Origin of the sequence: Rhizobium sp. S152 (assembly GCF_030380735.1) — a bacterium.
Lineage (GTDB): Bacteria > Pseudomonadota > Alphaproteobacteria > Rhizobiales > Rhizobiaceae > Rhizobium.
Window position 1 is genome coordinate 113,316 of the sequence record NZ_JAUDRZ010000030.1, and the last position, 15,906, is coordinate 129,221.

General features: G+C 61.8%; 17 protein-coding genes. 3 read left to right on the forward strand and 14 right to left on the reverse strand.

The features are described from left to right. Positions 1–18: 18 nt before the first annotated feature. The 6 genes from pip to cysS all read right to left on the reverse strand — a co-directional run bounded on the left by pip (position 19) and on the right by cysS (position 4,408). Positions 19–975, reverse strand: coding sequence for a prolyl aminopeptidase (pip, locus tag QTL95_RS25180; protein ID WP_289722636.1), 957 nt, complete (start codon positions 973–975; stop codon positions 19–21). Beyond that, complete coding sequence (locus QTL95_RS25185; RefSeq protein WP_289722637.1) at positions 972–1,448, reverse strand: GFA family protein; 477 nt, start codon at positions 1,446–1,448, stop codon at positions 972–974. The genes pip and QTL95_RS25185 overlap by 4 nt, the downstream gene beginning before the upstream one ends. After that, complete coding sequence (locus tag QTL95_RS25190; RefSeq protein ID WP_289722638.1) at positions 1,445–1,933, reverse strand: GFA family protein; 489 nt, start codon at positions 1,931–1,933, stop codon at positions 1,445–1,447. The genes QTL95_RS25185 and QTL95_RS25190 overlap by 4 nt, the downstream gene beginning before the upstream one ends. Further along, the gene (locus QTL95_RS25195; protein ID WP_289722639.1) at positions 1,930–2,409 is read right to left on the reverse strand and encodes a GFA family protein; all 480 of its coding nucleotides are present in this window, start codon (positions 2,407–2,409) and stop codon (positions 1,930–1,932) included. Before QTL95_RS25195 ends, QTL95_RS25190 begins: the two co-directional genes overlap by 4 nt. Then, complete coding sequence (locus QTL95_RS25200; protein ID WP_289722640.1) at positions 2,406–2,774, reverse strand: endonuclease domain-containing protein; 369 nt, start codon at positions 2,772–2,774, stop codon at positions 2,406–2,408. Before QTL95_RS25200 ends, QTL95_RS25195 begins: the two co-directional genes overlap by 4 nt. A gap of 245 nt (positions 2,775–3,019) precedes the next feature. Beyond that, positions 3,020–4,408, reverse strand: a complete 1,389-nt coding sequence (cysS, locus tag QTL95_RS25205; RefSeq protein WP_289722641.1) for a cysteine--tRNA ligase — start codon at positions 4,406–4,408, stop codon at positions 3,020–3,022. A 284-nt stretch (positions 4,409–4,692) separates the two neighbouring features. Between cysS and QTL95_RS25210 the strand changes: the two genes are divergently transcribed. Next, positions 4,693–5,424 carry a glycoside hydrolase family 25 protein gene (locus QTL95_RS25210; protein WP_289722642.1) on the forward strand — a complete coding sequence of 244 codons (732 nt, stop codon included), beginning with the start codon at positions 4,693–4,695 and terminating at the stop codon, positions 5,422–5,424. Between the two features lie 12 nt (positions 5,425–5,436). On the opposite strand, the gene QTL95_RS25215 is transcribed toward QTL95_RS25210, so the two are convergent. The 8 genes from QTL95_RS25215 to QTL95_RS25250 form a co-directional block, all read right to left on the reverse strand. Beyond that, positions 5,437–6,177 (reverse strand): SDR family NAD(P)-dependent oxidoreductase, encoded by a 741-nt coding sequence (locus tag QTL95_RS25215; RefSeq protein WP_289722643.1) that lies wholly within the window; start codon positions 6,175–6,177, stop codon positions 5,437–5,439. Between the two features lie 74 nt (positions 6,178–6,251). Next, positions 6,252–7,742, reverse strand: a complete 1,491-nt coding sequence (gene purF / locus QTL95_RS25220) for an amidophosphoribosyltransferase (RefSeq protein WP_289722644.1) — start codon at positions 7,740–7,742, stop codon at positions 6,252–6,254. A 146-nt stretch (positions 7,743–7,888) separates the two neighbouring features. Beyond that, the gene (locus QTL95_RS25225) at positions 7,889–8,512 is read right to left on the reverse strand and encodes a CvpA family protein (protein WP_289722645.1); all 624 of its coding nucleotides are present in this window, start codon (positions 8,510–8,512) and stop codon (positions 7,889–7,891) included. Between the two features lie 93 nt (positions 8,513–8,605). Beyond that, positions 8,606–10,009, reverse strand: coding sequence for a DNA repair protein RadA (radA, locus tag QTL95_RS25230; RefSeq protein WP_112430574.1), 1,404 nt, complete (start codon positions 10,007–10,009; stop codon positions 8,606–8,608). Between the two features lie 8 nt (positions 10,010–10,017). Next, a complete protein-coding gene (locus QTL95_RS25235) occupies positions 10,018–10,287 on the reverse strand; it encodes a type II toxin-antitoxin system RelE/ParE family toxin (RefSeq protein ID WP_289722646.1) in 270 nt (89 codons plus the stop codon). After that, a complete protein-coding gene (locus QTL95_RS25240) occupies positions 10,280–10,594 on the reverse strand; it encodes a type II toxin-antitoxin system ParD family antitoxin (protein ID WP_289722647.1) in 315 nt (104 codons plus the stop codon). The genes QTL95_RS25235 and QTL95_RS25240 overlap by 8 nt, the downstream gene beginning before the upstream one ends. Before the next feature lie 79 nt (positions 10,595–10,673). Then, a complete protein-coding gene (alr, locus tag QTL95_RS25245) occupies positions 10,674–11,837 on the reverse strand; it encodes an alanine racemase (protein ID WP_289722648.1) in 1,164 nt (387 codons plus the stop codon). A 95-nt stretch (positions 11,838–11,932) separates the two neighbouring features. Then, the gene (locus tag QTL95_RS25250; RefSeq protein WP_289722649.1) at positions 11,933–13,429 is read right to left on the reverse strand and encodes a replicative DNA helicase; all 1,497 of its coding nucleotides are present in this window, start codon (positions 13,427–13,429) and stop codon (positions 11,933–11,935) included. A gap of 339 nt (positions 13,430–13,768) precedes the next feature. On the opposite strand from QTL95_RS25250, the gene QTL95_RS25255 reads away from it, so the two are divergent. Further along, positions 13,769–14,212: a MarR family winged helix-turn-helix transcriptional regulator gene (locus QTL95_RS25255; protein WP_289722650.1), complete on the forward strand. Its 444-nt coding sequence runs from the start codon at positions 13,769–13,771 to the stop codon at positions 14,210–14,212. Between the two features lie 11 nt (positions 14,213–14,223). Then, positions 14,224–15,897 carry an MFS transporter gene (locus QTL95_RS25260; protein WP_289722651.1) on the forward strand — a complete coding sequence of 558 codons (1,674 nt, stop codon included), beginning with the start codon at positions 14,224–14,226 and terminating at the stop codon, positions 15,895–15,897. Positions 15,898–15,906 lie beyond the last annotated feature (9 nt).

Sequence of the window (15,906 nt, forward strand, 5' to 3'; positions counted from 1 at the left end):
TGTTCCGTAACGAGCGGCCTATTTCCCCGCGAACTTGTCCGTGGCCCGGATCAGCTTGTCGAGGATACCCAGCTCCGAATAGGCATGGCCGGCGCCTTCGATCAGATGGAAATCCGCCTTCGGCCACGCCTTGTGCAGCGCCCAGGCATACTTGGCCGGGCAGGGCATGTCGTAGCGGCCCTGGACGATCAGGCCGGGAATGTCTTTCAGCTTGTAGGCGTCGCGCAACAGCTGCCCTTCATCCATCCAGCCGCCGTTGACGAAGAAATGGTTCTCGATACGCGCAAATGCGTAGGCGAACTCGGCATCTTCGAACTTGGCGCTGGTCGAGGGTTCCGGCATCAGCGTGATCGTCTCGCCTTCCCATATGCTCCAGGCCTTGGCGGCCTCCAGCCGTACAGCCTTGTCTTCATGTGTCAGCCGTCGGTTATAGGCGAGCATCATCTCGTGACGCTCTTCCGGGGCGATCGGCGCGATGAAGCGTTCCCATTTGTCCGGGAACATCTCGGAGACGCCAAACTGATAATACCAGTCGAGCTCCGGTCGCGTCAGCGTGTAGATGCCGCGCACGATCAGCTCGGACACGCGCTCGGGATATTTCTCCGCATAGGCCAGCGCCAGCGTCGAGCCCCAGGACCCGCCGAACACCTGCCACTTCTCGACGCCCGCCATCTCGCGCAGCCGCTCGATATCGGCGACGAGATGCCAGGTGGTGTTGGCGTTGAGATCCGCATGCGGCGTGGAGCGGCCGCAGCCGCGCTGGTCGAACAGCATGACGTCGTAAAGATCAGGATCGAACAGCCGGCGATGGGCGGGCGCGATGCCGCCGCCAGGCCCGCCGTGCAGGAACACCGCCGGCTTGGCACCCGGCGTGCCGGATCGTTCCCAATAGATCACATGGCCGTCGCCGACGTCGAGGTGGCCCGACGCATAGGCTTCGATTTCGGGGTAGAGCGTACGCAGAAGTTCGGTCATATCTTCACGCCTTCGGATGGCCACATGGAGGTGTCGTGATCGGGATGCTGGAAGGAGATGATCGCCTCCTGCCGCGCATAGAAATCGGGGTCGGTATGAACAGGCTGGTCGAAGATCCTCTCGACCCAGGGGAGGCGCGCCTCATAATTCACCTGGATCTGCGGCGCGAGATCGCTGCGGTCGTCGAAGGTGCCGATTGCGAGCTCCAGTCCGCCGGGATGACGATAAACCATCGGCGTGCCGCAGCTTTTGCAGAAGCCGCGCTCGATATTCACCGAGGACTGGAAATAGGTCGGCTCCCCGCGCGACCAATCCATGCCATCCTCGGGCGCCGTCACCAGCGCCGAGAAAAACCCGCCGAACTGCTTCTGGCACATGCGGCAATGACAAATTGAGGGACGCCCCAGCTTGCCGGAGATACGAAAACGCACGGCACCACATTGGCATCCGCCTGTTCGGATAGGTTCGCTCATGATGATGCTCCGGTTGGCCATTCGGCCGCGTCATGGTCGGGGTGTTGATGGTTGCTGGCGGCGATCGCATTTTCGCGATCAGGCGTTTCCTCGTTTGCCTCGACAGGCAGTTGGTCGAGTTCATGGAACCAGGACATCTTGCGCCCGGTATTCGACTGCGCCACCGGCTTTACCGCATGTGGATCGTCAAGCGAGCCGAGGACGATGTTGATGAAATCGGCACCTGGAACATCGTAGAACAAAGGCGTGCCGCATGCGTTGCAAAAGCCGCGACGGACCAGGTCAGAAGAATGAAACCACGTCGGTTGCGCCCTTGTGAGGGTGAATTCGGACTGCCTCGCGGCGGCAAGCGGCATGAAATAGTTGCCGGATGCCTTCTGACACATGCGGCAGTGGCAAAGATGCGGATAGCCGAGTTCGCCCCCGACCCGGTAACGAACCGCGCCGCACTGGCACCCCCCGCTCATGGTCTCACCGGCCGTCATTGGTGTGGCGCCTCCGGCCATGCGGTCGTGTCGTGGTCGGGATGCTGGTAGGAGACGAGATCGAGCACGAAGGGCGCCGCCTCCGCATCCTCCTCCGTTTCACGCGCCGGCAGCTCGTGCAGGTGGTCGACGAAGGCTATCTTGCGCTCTGTTCCGAACTGGATCACCGGTGGCAGCGCCGAGGGATCGTCGAAAGCGCCGGCGGCAATCGCGATGCCGTCTGGAGCCTCATAGGTCAGCGGCGTGCCGCAATCGGGGCAGAAGCCGCGTTCGACGACGTTCGACGACCGGAACCGCTTGCGCTCCCCCCGCGTCCATTCGAGTTCCGCGCCGCGCACCGATACCAGCGGCGCATAATAGGCACCGAACGCCTTCTGGCACATGCGGCAATGACAGATCGAGGAGTCCTTGAGCGTGCCCTGGACCCGGAAGCGGATTGCTCCGCACTGGCAGCCGCCGGTGTAGGTCGAGGTCATGATGCGTGCTTTCCTAAGATCGCGAGGATATGCAGGCAGACGTTGTCGATGTCGCGGAGAACGTCGTCGTTCCAGAAGCGGATGACGGTCCAGCCAGCGGACTCAAGATTGTATGTTCTAACTAAGTCGTAATCCGCGTTCGCCTTCGCTGCGTGTTGCGATCCGTCGAGTTCGACGATCAGGCGATGCGAGGGACGGGCGAAATCGACGATGTAGCCAGCGATCGGCAATTGTCGCCGGAAACTCAGCCCCATCAATCTATGGGCACGCAGCGCGTTCCAGAGTTTGAGTTCGGCATCGGTGAGGGCCTTGCGCATGCGCTTGGCGTTGGCGCGCCGCTGTGGCGGGATGGGGGCATGTGGCATGGCATGCTCCTTCGCTGCCGTGGTGGGCGCGTTACCCCCCTCTGTCCTGCCGGACATCTCCCCCTCACGGGGGGAGATCGGAGTGTGGCGATGTTTTGCTACACCGCCAACTCCAAGAATATGGGGGCTCTTTGCGCTTAGGCTGATGGCTGGCGCAATTGGCGCGCCCAGCCGATCTCCCCCCTTGAGGAGGAGATGCCCGGCAGGGCAGAGGAGGGTATCGCAAGCCGCAGCGCTGACCATGACTACCGCTTCACCTCCCAAGTCGTCACCCGCGCCCCAGTCGCATCCTTGCCATCCTTCAACTGGATCCCCTCCGCGAGCAGCGTGTCGCGAATCTTGTCCGCCTCGGCGAAGTTCTTGCCGTTGAGCAGTTCCAGCCGCGCCTTGACGCGCCGGTCGATCTCGATCGCTACCGCTTCGTCGATCTCGGCCACCTCCGGTCGCAGGCCGAGCAGTTCGGCGCTAGCGGCGAAGGTTGCCGGATCGCCGGCGTGGGCGAGCGCGTGCAGGGCCTGGACGGCGGCGACGGTGTTGAGGTCGTCGGAGAGCGCGTTGATGACGGATGCCGCGGGTGCCGCATTGCCGGGCTCGGCGGCCGGCCACTTGGCCAGCAGGCGTTCGGCTTCTTCCAACCGCTTGACCGAAAAGTCGATCGGCTCGCGGTAATGCGTCATCAGCATGGCAAGACGCAGCACTTCGCCCGGCCAAATACGTCCGCCGAATTTTTCCGTCGCCAGCAATTCGTTGATCGTGACGAAATTGCCTTCGGACTTCGACATCTTTCGGCCTTCGACCTGCACGAAGCCGTTGTGCATCCAGACGTTTGCCATCACCTCGGTGCCATGAGCGCAGCGCGACTGGGCGATCTCGTTCTCGTGATGCGGGAAGATCAGGTCGAGCCCGCCGCCATGAATATCGAAGACGTCGCCGAGATAGCGCTGGCTCATCGCCGAGCACTCGATGTGCCAGCCCGGACGACCGCGGCCCCACGGGCTTTCCCAGCCGGGCTCGTTGTCGCTGGAGGCCTTCCAGAGAACGAAATCGCTCGGGTTCTTCTTGTGGGCGTCGACGGCGATGCGGGCGCCCGCCTGCTGCTCGTCGAGCGGCCGCTTCGACAGCTGTCCGTAGTCGGCCATCGACTTCGTGTCGAACAGCACTTCGCCTTCCGCCTCATAGGCGTGGCCACGCGCGATCAGCTGTTCGATAATCTCGATCATCTGCGCGATGTTGTCCGTCGCACGCGGCTCGACGGAAGGCTCAAGGCAGCCGAGCGCCGCCACGTCCTCGTGAAACTGCCGCGCCGTCTTTTCCGTTACGGCGTGGATCGCGTCGTTCAGCGGCAGGTGCGGATGGTCCCTGAGCGCCCGGGCGTTGATCTTGTCGTCGACGTCGGTGATGTTGCGCGCATAGGTGACGTGGTCGGCGCCATAGACATGCTTCAGCAACCGGAACAGCACGTCGAAGACGATGACGGGACGGGCGTTGCCGATATGGGCGAAGTCGTAGACCGTGGGTCCGCAGACATACATGCGCACGTTCTTGGCGTCGATCGGCGCAAAGGCTGCCTTTTCGCGCGTCAGCGTGTTGTACAGCTTGAGTTCCGGCGTCGTGGCTTCCAGCTGGCCGCCCATGTCTATTCTCCCAAAATGCTATGATCCGAAAAACACATCGCGGCCGGCGGGCCGGGGCGTTTCTCATCTTGGGTGTCTGGGAGACGAAAACGGCCAGGCCAGCGAGCGCGCTAGCGAATAATCTTCCGGCAGATAATGCAGGTAACCGTTTTCATGGCGGGTTTTATGGCGCGGGTTTGAACTTTGGTCAAGGGGGCCATGCGGTGTCGTGGTCTTGCCGAGACGCCCTTTTGCCGACGCAAAGCTCTTCTATCGCCAAAGGCTTATTGGAGCGGGGGGCAACTATGCGGAAGTCGAGATGGGTGCCGGCCATAATCGCCGGCGTGGCAGTGATCGCCTGCGCGGCCTATCTCGGCTATACCGGCGGCATGCTTCGCTTCAACATCCCATCGCTTCGCGACTATCCGATCCAGGGCATCGACGTCAGCCACCATCAGGGGGCGATCGATTGGGCGCGGGTGGCAGCACAACCCAATGTCCGTTTCGTCATCATGAAAGCGACCGAAGGCGGCGACCACCGCGACACGCGCTTCGCCGAGAACTGGCAGGCCGCCAAAGAGGCCGGCCTCGTCAGGGGCGCGTACCATTTCTTCACCTTCTGCCGGCCGGGCAGGGATCAGGCGCGGAATGTCCTGGCGGCGGTGCCGAAAGAGGCGGGAACGCTGCCGGTCGCGATCGACCTCGAATTCGTTGGCAACTGCCCCAAGGTGCCGACACTCGACGAGATTTCCGCTGAGGTCACGGCCTTCATGGACGAGCTGAAGCCGACCTTCCCGGAAGAGCCGATCTTCTACGTCACGCGGGAATTCTTCGACAAATACCTGAAGGGCAACGAGGATCGCTTCCCCGCCCATGCGCTGTGGCTGCGCAGCGTCTTTGAGGAGCCGCGGCAGCAGGGATGCGAGGACTGGTCGATCTGGCAGTTCGCGGATAACGGCGCGATCGATGGCATAGAAGGCCCTGTCGATCTCAATGCCTTCTGCCCGTCCGACCGGAAATTTGCTGAATTGTTCTGAGCGGGCGGATGCCTATTCCGGCATCCGGTAGCCGACGAGCTTGTTCTCGCGCACGATGAACAGCTTGCCGGTCTCGGTATAATCGGGAGCGAGAAGCGGCATCATTGCCTTTGCCACCTCGGACGGATGCGGCAGCGTCTCCGGATTTTCGCCCGGAACCGCCTGCGCGCGCATGGCGGTGCGGGTTGCGCCCGGATCGACGCTGGTGATGCGCAGCGGCGTATTCTCGCTCTCGCCGGCCCATGTCCGCGACAGCGCCTCGACGGCGGCCTTGGATGCGGAGTAAGCACCCCAGAACGGTCGGCAGCGATGGGCGGCGGCCGAAGACAGGATGATCGCGCGTCCGGCCTCGGAGCGCGTCAGCAGCGGATCAACCGAGCGGATCAGGCGCCACGTGGCCGTGACGTTGATCGTCATGACCTTCTCGAATACTTTCGCTTCGATGTGGCCAATCGGCGAGATCACGCCAAGCACGCCGGCATTGGCGACGAGAATGTCGAGCTTGCCCCAGCGTTCGAAGATCGAGGCGCCGAGCGCGTCGATGGCGTTCATGTCGGCGAGGTCGAAGGGAACGAGCGTGGCCGAGCCGCCGGCTGCCTTGATGGCGTCGTCGAGATCCTCGAGCCCACCAACAGTGCGGGCGCATGCGATCACATGAGCGCCGGCCTTCGCCAATTCCAGTGCCGTGAAGTAGCCGATACCGCGCGACGCCCCGGTGACGAGTGCGACCTTGCCGCTAAGATTGACGCTCATGTTGCCCTGTTCCGTATTCGCGGGGAGACGAGGGGCGGTATGGCCCCTCGATGAAGAGTCGGATGTTGCCGGGCTCAGCCGTTGCTGGCCATGACGGCAAGCTTGCGCACGTTGCTGGTGCTGTCCTGATCGAGCAGGCGGGTCGGGTACTCGCCGGTGAAGTAGTGATCGGTGAACTGCGGGCTGGCGGCGTCACGGCTTTCGCCGCCGACGGCGCGATAGAGACCGTCAATCGACAGGAACTCGAGCGAGTCCGCGCCGATATAGTCGCACATGGCCTTCAGGCTCGAATACTGGTTGGCCAGCAGCTTGTCCGCGTCGGGCGTATCGATGCCATAGAAATCGGGGAAGTAGATCATCGGGCTGGCGACGCGGATATGCACTTCCTTGGCGCCGGCATCGCGGATCATCTGCACGATCTTCAGCGAGGTCGTGCCGCGCACGATCGAATCGTCGACCAGCACCACCCGCTTGCCTTCGATCATCGCCCGGTTGGCGGAGTGCTTGAGCTTCACGCCGAAGGCGCGGATCTGTTGCGTCGGCTCGATGAAGGTACGGCCGACATAGTGGTTGCGGATGATGCCGTATTCGAAAGGAATGCCGCTTGCCTGCGCGAAACCGAGCGCGGCCGGCGTGCCGCCATCAGGCACCGGTACGACGACGTCGGCCTCGACGGGTGCTTCCTTGGCGAGGTTGATGCCCATGTTCTTACGGGCGACATAGACGCTACGACCGCCGACGACAGAATCGGGGCGGGCGAAATAGACATACTCGAACAGGCAGAGGCGTTCCGGCTTCTGCTGATCGGCCTTGCGGGAATCGATGGTGATCGAGCCGTCTGGCTGGATCTCGCAGATGATCACTTCGCCGTTCTCGACATCGCGAATGTATTTCGCGCCGATGATGTCGAGCGCGCAGGTCTCGGAACAGAAGATCGGCTTGCCGTCGAGTTCGCCCATGACGAGGGGACGGATACCGATCGGGTCGCGCGCGGCGATCAGCTTCGTGCGGGTCATCGCCAGCATCGAGTAACCGCCTTCCATCTGCCGGATGGCGTCGATGAAGCGGTCGGAGGACGAGGTCTGCTTGGAGCGGGCGATCAGGTGCAGCACGACTTCGGTATCCGACGTCGCCTGGAAGATGGCGCCATCGGCGATTAGCATGCGCCGCATCGTCAGGCCGTTGGTGAAGTTGCCGTTATGGGCAACCGCGATGCCGCCGACCTCCAGTTCTGCAAACAGCGGCTGCACGTTGCGCAGCGCCACTTCGCCGGTCGTGGAATAGCGTGTGTGGCCGATCGAGATGAAGCCCGGGAGCTTCGCCAGCGTTGCGGGATCGGTGTAGTGATCGCCAACGAGGCCCATGCGCTTTTCGGTATGGAACTGCTTGCCGTCGAAGGTGACGATGCCGGCCGCTTCCTGTCCGCGATGCTGCAGGGCATGCAGCCCCAGCGCCGTCAGCGTGGCGCCATCAGGATGTCCGAGGAAGCCGAAAACACCGCATTCCTCGTGCAGCGTATCGCCATCGAGTTCGTCGTTCAGCGTGGAGGAATGGGACTGGTTCATTGATGCGGGCCTTTGCTCTCACAAGAATGGTATGGCACTTCCGAAAACGGCGTAGGCCCGGCGGAACCTGTGCTCGGCCGGACCTTTACTGTCGTCCCCCTCAAATGGCAACTGCCATAGGCTGGGTCAAGCTGTTGAACACTGCGTCAATTCGACGGCTGCTGTGCACCATCGGCAGGGGCGGGCGCGGCATCTTCCGCCGGCGCCTGATCCGAAGCCGGCGCATTGCCGTTCTCCGTAGTGCCGCCCTGCGGCTGAATTTTGTTCTCTACCGTCGCCCTGATCATCTGCGCGAATTCCGAAGGCAGAACCGACTGCAGCTTGACCACCATGGAATCCAGGAACGGCTTCGACTTGGCGTTGTTCACCCAGGCTGCACCGTGGTCCGCAACCAGCCAGTTCCAGAAAGCCGTGGCGACGACGAGCAGAAGTATGCCTCTTGCGGCACCAAACAGAAAGCCCAAAGTGCGGTCGAGCGCGCCGATGCGGCTGTCGATGATGAAGTCAGCGATCTTCATGGTGATGAAGGAAATGACGATCAGCGCGACCAGGAATACGACAGCGGCCGAACCGACGATCGCGATGCGGTCGTCATCGGTGTACTTCTTGGCGTAGGGCACGAGGTAGGGGTAAAAATAGTAGGCTGCGGCAGCCGAGCCGCCCCAGCTTGCGATCGAGAGCACTTCGCGGGAGAAACCGCGCACCATGGCGAGCACGGCGGAAAAAAGCACGACGCCGATGACAATACCGTCGAAAATCGTAATGGGCATATAAATCCAACTCCAGGACGGCCGCCAATTCGCAGCTCAGTCGCGCCTCATTGCGTGCATCCTATATCATCACCCGATACGGCGATGAAAGGATCAAACCTCTTCTTCCACACGTCTCAAAGCGCCCTTCGAGCCGGCGATCCGGGCGACCAGATCCGGCAGGCTTTCGATCTCGCTCCAGCGCCCGCCCGTGCCCTTCGGCAGTTCGGCGGACCCCGATGGAAGCAGCGCTGCAGAAAAACCGAGCTTCTCGGCTTCTTTGAGGCGCTGGTTCGTATGCGCAACCGGCCGGACGGCGCCCGACAGGCTGACTTCGCCGAAATAGACACAATCGGCGGGAAGGGCAATACCGGCAAGTGACGAAACCAGCGCCGATGCGACGGCCATATCCGCTGCCGGCTCGGAAATCCGGTAGCCGCCGGCGATGTTGAGATAAACGTCGTGCTGTCCAAGCTTGACGCCGCAATGCGCCTCGAGCACCGCCAATATCATCGACAGCCGCGCCGAATCCCACCCGACGATCGCGCGTCGCGGCGTGCCGAGCGATGTCGGCGCGACAAGCGCCTGCACCTCGACCAGGATCGGCCTCGTGCCCTCGATGCCGGCGAAGACGGCTGCCCCCGGCGATTTCTCGTTGCGCTCGCCGAGGAAGAGCTCGGAGGGGTTCGCCACCTCGCGCAATCCCTTGTCCGACATCTCGAACACGCCGATCTCGTCGGTCGGCCCGAAGCGGTTCTTGACCGTGCGCAGGATGCGGTAGTGGTGCCCCCGATCGCCCTCGAAATAGAGAACGGCATCGACCATATGCTCGACCACGCGCGGACCGGCGATCTGACCGTCCTTGGTCACGTGGCCGACGAGCACCATGGCGGCACCCGTCTGCTTGGCGAACTTGATCATCGCCTGCACGCCGGTGCGCACCTGCGTCACCGTGCCGGGCGCGGATTCGGCCAGATCGCTCCAGAGCGTCTGGATGGAATCGATGATGACGAGATCGGGACGCTTGCCTTCGGCCAGCGTCGCCAGGATATCCTCGACATTGGTTTCGGCTGCGAGCAGTACGTCGGTATCCGCCGCCTGCAGGCGCTGTGCCCTGAGCCGCACCTGCGCCACAGCCTCTTCGCCCGAGACATAGATGATCCGGTGCCCGCGCCGCGAAAGCGCCGCCGCTCCCTGCATGAGAAGGGTCGACTTGCCGATACCGGGATCGCCGCCGATCAGCACCGCGGAGCCGCGCACGAAGCCGCCCCCCAGCGCCCGGTCGAGCTCTGAAATTCCCGTGTGAATGCGCGGCGCTTCTTCGATCTCGCCCGAAAGCGCGGTCAGCGCCACGGCACGGCCCTTCTTCGGCGTCTTTGCCGGCCCGCCGCCGATCCCGCCCATCGGGTCTTCCTCGACGATGGTGTTCCATTCGCCGCAACCCTCGCACTTGCCCGCCCACCGGGTGTGGATGGTGCCGCAGCCCTGGCAGATGAATTGTGTTCTTGCTTTTGCCATGAGGAGGGTCAGTCTTTTTCTTCTGTTTGATAGAAAGGCAGGAAATACGAAGGTTTGATTTCCTGGCGTCCATGCAGGACGCGCAGGACGGACAGATTTTCGTCATCGATAAAGAAATAGATGCATCTTCTTCGATAAGGGAAGGCGCGCAGCCCGGGAATGAAGTCGCGCGGACTTCCGGTTATACCAAGCTTTGCGATCCATTCGATCCTGCCATTGATGTCGTCGAGAAAGCGGCGGGCAGCAAGGGCATCGACGATCGCGATATGCTCATACATTCCGAGAAGATCGTTCAGTGCCTCGAACGACATTTTCACCCGACGCGGCCGCATTCTTCCGTTCCTCCGCCATCGTGAGAATGTGCTTCGTCATCTCTTCGGCACTGTCGAATGTCACCACGCGGCCGGCATCGATGTCGTCGATCCCCATTTGGATCTGACGGCGCAACTCCTGTATTGCGCCTTCTTCGCTGCCAAGCAGCCGCAATCCTGCCGCCACTACTTCGTCGGCATTCCGATATCGTCCGTCCGCTACCTGCTCCTCGATGAAAGCCTTTTGGTCGTCGCTGAGATGGATCTCGGTCATTTCGATCTCCTTTTGTTCTCTTCTAGCACGAAGATATCGGCCTTCCAAGAGGGCGATTTCATGCGCCTGCTGGAGGCGCTCAGTCCTCTTCGGCAACATACTGCCGCTCGTGGCGCAGTCCCATGCTGGTCAGCATTTCATAGCCGATCGTGCCCGCCGCGCGCGCGGCGTCGTCGACCGCGATGTTCTTCCCGAAGAGCTCGACATAATCGCCGGCGCTGACCGCGCCCTCGGGCAGATCGGTAATGTCGAAGATCGTCAGGTCCATGGTGATCCGGCCGGCGACCGGAACCTTGCGTCCGGCGACAAAGCCGTGGCCGCCCTGTGGCACGACCTGCCGCAACGGCACGCCGCCGCTCGACTGGCTGCGCATATATCCATCCGCATAGCCCGCCGAGACGATGGCCAGCCGGCTGTCACGCGTGAGCTTCATCGCCCGTCCGTAACTGACGGATTCCCCCGACTTGACCGTGCGGACTTGGATGACGCGGGCTTCCGCTGTCACCACGGCCCGCATCGGATTGGCCATACCGTTGACAGCTTCGCCGCCGTAGAGCGAGATGCCCGGCCGTGTCATGTCGAAGTGATAATCGCTGCCGAGAAAGATACCGGCGGAGGCCGCCAGGCTTGAATCGATACCTTCATAGGCGTCGCTAACCCTGCGGAATGATTCGAGCTGCTGCTTGTTCATCGGCGAGGCATGGTCATCGCCACAGGCGAGATGGCTCATGACGAGCACCGGCGAAAAGCTCGCCGGGCGCGAGACGTCGTCGGCGAGCGCGATCGCGTCTTCCATCGCAAGCCCCAGTCGGTTGAAGCCGGTATCGACGTGCAGCGCGCAGGGATAATCGCCGTAATCGGCAAGCACCGCCATCCAGAAGGCTAGTTGCTCCTCGGAGGAAATCACCGGCACGAGATCGTTTTCGAAGAATCGCCGCTCGGTGCCCGGCCAGATGCCGGCGAGAACGAAGATGCGGGCCTCGGGCGCGTAGAGCCTGAGCGTCACGCCTTCGTCGACCGTCGCCACAAAGAAATCGCGCGCACCTGCAAGATAGAGCGCTTCGCCGGCATCCTCGATGCCCGTGCCATAGGCGTCGGCCTTGACGACGGCCGCGGCGCGCGCCTTGCCGGACCGCCGCGCCATGTCCTTCCAGTTTTCGGTCAATGCCGCGAGATCGACCGTCAGGCGCAGGCCGGCGGAGGCAAAACGGTCATCTTCGTAGTCGTCTGCAAAATCGGTCATGGGTCACATCAAACAAACAGGCCGGAGACAGTCTCCGGCCAGATTAAAGATCAACTGTGAAGAACGAAAGGCCGACAGCGAGTTGCCGGGCCGCCTTAGTGCTCTTCGTACTGGATGAACGAGGGATCGGCGAGGTCGGCGAAGCGGGTGTATTCCGACTGGAAGGCGAGCTTGACGGTGCCGGTCGGTCCGTGACGCTGCTTGGCGATGATCACGTCGGCCGTGCCCTTCACCTTGTCCATGTGCGCTTCCCATTCCGGGTACTTCGGGTCGGAGATATCCCGTGGCTCGGAGTTTTTCACGTAATACTCTTCGCGGAACACGAAGAGTACGACGTCCGCGTCCTGCTCGATCGAACCCGATTCACGAAGGTCGGAGAGCTGCGGGCGTTTGTCGTCGCGGCTTTCCACGCCACGCGACAGCTGCGAGAGCGCGATGATAGGAACGTTGAGTTCCTTGCCAAGCGCCTTCAGGCCGGTGGTGATCTGGGTAATTTCCTGGACGCGGTTCTCGCCGGATTTGCCGGAGCCGGTCATCAGCTGGATATAGTCGACCACGAGGCAATCGAGGCCGCGCTGGCGCTTCAGACGGCGGGCGCGAGCCGAGAGCTGGGCGATCGAGATGCCGCCGGTCTGGTCGATATAAAGCGGCACCTTCTGCATCATCATCGAGCAGGCGACGAGCTTTTCGAAGTCGGCGTCGTTGATGTCGCCGCGACGGATCTTCGAGGAGGAGACTTCTGTCTGCTCCGAGATGATACGCGTAGCGAGCTGTTCCGACGACATTTCGAGCGAGTAGAAGCCGACGACGCCGCCCTGCTTCGCCTTGAACGATCCGTCGGACTGCACTTCGCCCTCGTAGGCGGCGGCGATGTTGTAGGCGATGTTGGTGGCAAGCGAGGTCTTGCCCATGCCGGGACGTCCTGCGAGCACGATCAAGTCGGAACGCTGCAGGCCGCCCATCTTCGCGTCGAGCGAATGGATGCCAGTCGAAATGCCGGAGAGGCCGCCGTCGCGTTCCTTGGCGACGGCCGCCATGTCGATCGCCAGCGCCACGGCATCGTTAAACGCCTGGAAGCCGCCGTCGTAGCGACCGTTTTCGGCAAGCTCGAACAGCCGTCGTTCCGTGTCTTCGATCTGCGATTGCGGCGGCATGTCGAGCGGCGCGTCATAGGCGATGTTGACGACGTCCTCGCCGATGGTGATCAGCGCGCGGCGCAGCGCGAGATCGTAGATCGCGCGGCCATAATCCTCTGCGTTGATGATCGTCACCGCGTTGCTGGCGAGGCTTGCCAGATACTGCGAGACCGTCATGTCGCCGACCTTGTCGTCGGCTTTGAGGAAGGTCTTGATCGTCACCGGGTTGGCGATCTTGCCCATGCGGATAATGTCGCCCGCTACCTCGAAGATCTTGCGGTGCAGGGGTTCGTAGAGATGCGGCGGCTTGAGAAAGTCCGATACCCGGTAATAGGCGTCGTTATTCATCAGGATCGCGCCGAGAAGCGCCTGCTCGGCTTCGATGTTGTTGGGTGCCTCGCGATAATGCTGCTCCGCGGGAGCTACAGAGGCAATCTTTCGCGCAACGTCGTTCATCTTGATCCGATCTGTCTTGTTCAGCTTCGGGTTTGCAGCCCGCCGGTTCGAAAATCAAGTGCCGAACGGGCAATGCGGATCGCTGTCTGTCAAAACGCGCTCGGGCGTGCCCGTTGTTCGACTTCTCCACAGCGCGAGCTGTCGCCGATCAAAAATCGCTGGCGTGTCTCCGGTAGGACACGCGATTTTTGGCAGTGGCGAATCGCTTTGTTCGTGCAATTTTAGCTTTTTGCAGGAATACTCATATGCGAACTATTCCTCTTAGCGCTTGAAAAGCACAAAAAATCGATGTAGGTAGAAAGGATATAATTAGCACACTAACGATACGGACTGAATTATATGGTCAATCGCGTACTTGGACGTGAACTCATCGAGGATCTTGCCGCCTTCAACCGGAAGCTCAGGGCGGTCTTCGACAAGATTGTCCGGGAACGCAACATGACGCTGCCGCGCGCACGCGTCTTTTTCACGCTCAACAAGAAAGACGGCATCAATCAGCGTGAGCTGGCCGACAGGCTGGAGCTCGAAACGCCGACGCTCGTCCGTATCCTGGATGCGATGGAGGCGCAGGGCTTCGTGGAACGCCGCGTCGCGGGTTCCGATCGCCGCGCGAAGGAAATCTACATCACCGAAGCAGGTAAGGTCGTCGCCGGCGAGATCGACGATATCGCGGTCAGCGTGCGCGGACAGGTGATTGCCGGTATTCCCGAAAGCGATCTGAAGACTACCTTGAACACGATACGGGCGATGCAGGCCAACCTGCAAGGCATTCGAGGAGTGTGAGGTAGGCGTGCATGAGCCTCGTCCAGACAGCCAACGATAACGTGGCACCGAAGGCGACAGACGAGGCGGGAGAGGTCAGCTCGCCGCCCGCTCCGCCACCGCCCGCGCCCGTTTCCATGGCTTCCTGGAAAGTGCCGTTTTACATGGCGGCTTCGGTCCTGCTGTTCCTGACGCAAGGGCTCGGCATGAACCTGCTGACAGCTAATATCTACCAGCTTCAGGGTTCGTTCTCGGCTACCACGGCGGAAGTCTCCTGGCTGTCGGCCGCCTACATGGCGCCCTATGCAAGCCTCTCGATCGCGCTGTTCAAGATCCGCACGCAATACGGCCTTCGCCGTTTCGCCGAGTTCAGCATTATCTGCTTCGTTGTCGCCGCAGTTCTCAATCTGCTCGTCACCGATCTGCATTCGGCGATCGTGGTGAGAGCCATCAGCGGCATGGCGGCGGCGCCGCTGTCGACATTGGGTTTCCTCTACATGCTGGAGGCCTTCCCGCCGGAGAGGAAGCTCTCGACCGGCATCAGCCTCGCGCTCATGTGTACGCTGTTCGCCGCTCCCGTCGCTCGCATCATCTCGCCCTCCTTGCTCGATTTCGGAGGCTATCATGCGCTCTACACACTGGAGATGGGTCTGGCGCTGATCGCCTATGCCATCATCTACACCATGCCGCTGACATCGCCGCCACGAGCCGTGGTGATCCAGAGGCTTGATATCCTGAGCTATCTGCTGCTCGCGGTCGGCTTCGGCTGTCTCGCGGTGGTGCTGACGCTCGGTCGCCTCTACTGGTGGTTCGAGGCGGATTGGATCGGCGTTCTGCTCGCCGTTGCGGTGGGCTGCCTCGCGCTGGTGCTCGTCATCGAATTGCCGCGCGCCAATCCGATGCTCGATATCCGTTGGCTGTTTTCCGGCCCCAACCTGCGCATGGCGGGGGTCCTCTTGCTGTTCCGCTTCGTCTCTTCCGAGCAATCGTCGACCGCCGCGAATTTCTACCAGCAGCTCGGTCTGCTCAATGATCAGACGATCACTCTATACATCATCATCCTGATCGCCTCGGTGGTTGGCGGCCTGTTCTGCGCGATGCTGATGACGACGCGCTACGTGGGTACCGCGCATTTCCTGTCGCTCGTCCTGATCGCCGCCGGTGCCTACATGGACAGCCAGTCGACCAGCCTGACGCGCCCCGAGCAGATGTATCTGAGCCAGGCGATGGTCGCTGGCGGCGCGGCGCTGTTCCTGCCACCGGTCATGGCCAGCGGCTTCAAGGCGGCGATTGCCCGCGGCCTTCCGTTCATCGTCAATTTCCTGGCGATCTTCCTGTTCACGCAGAGCATCGGCTCTCTCTTCGCTTCCGCCATGCTCGGCACCTTCGTGACGATCCGCGAGAAATTTCATTCCAACGTGCTGGTCGAGCACATCCTCTTGCAGGATCCGCAAGTCGCGCAACGCGTGTCTCAGCTCTCTGCCTCCTACGGCAAGGTCATCACCGACAAGGTGCTGCTCAACGCTGAAGGAGTGGCGCTGCTCTCGCAGCAGGTTTCGCGGGAGGCCTACACGCTTGCCTATAACGATACCTTCCTCGTCATCTGCCTCGCTTCCATCCTCGGGCTCGTTACCATGATTTTGCATCAGGCATACCGATACCTGCTTGGACGGGATGCGGATCAGGCCGCTACTGTTCAATCATGATCGTGAGCT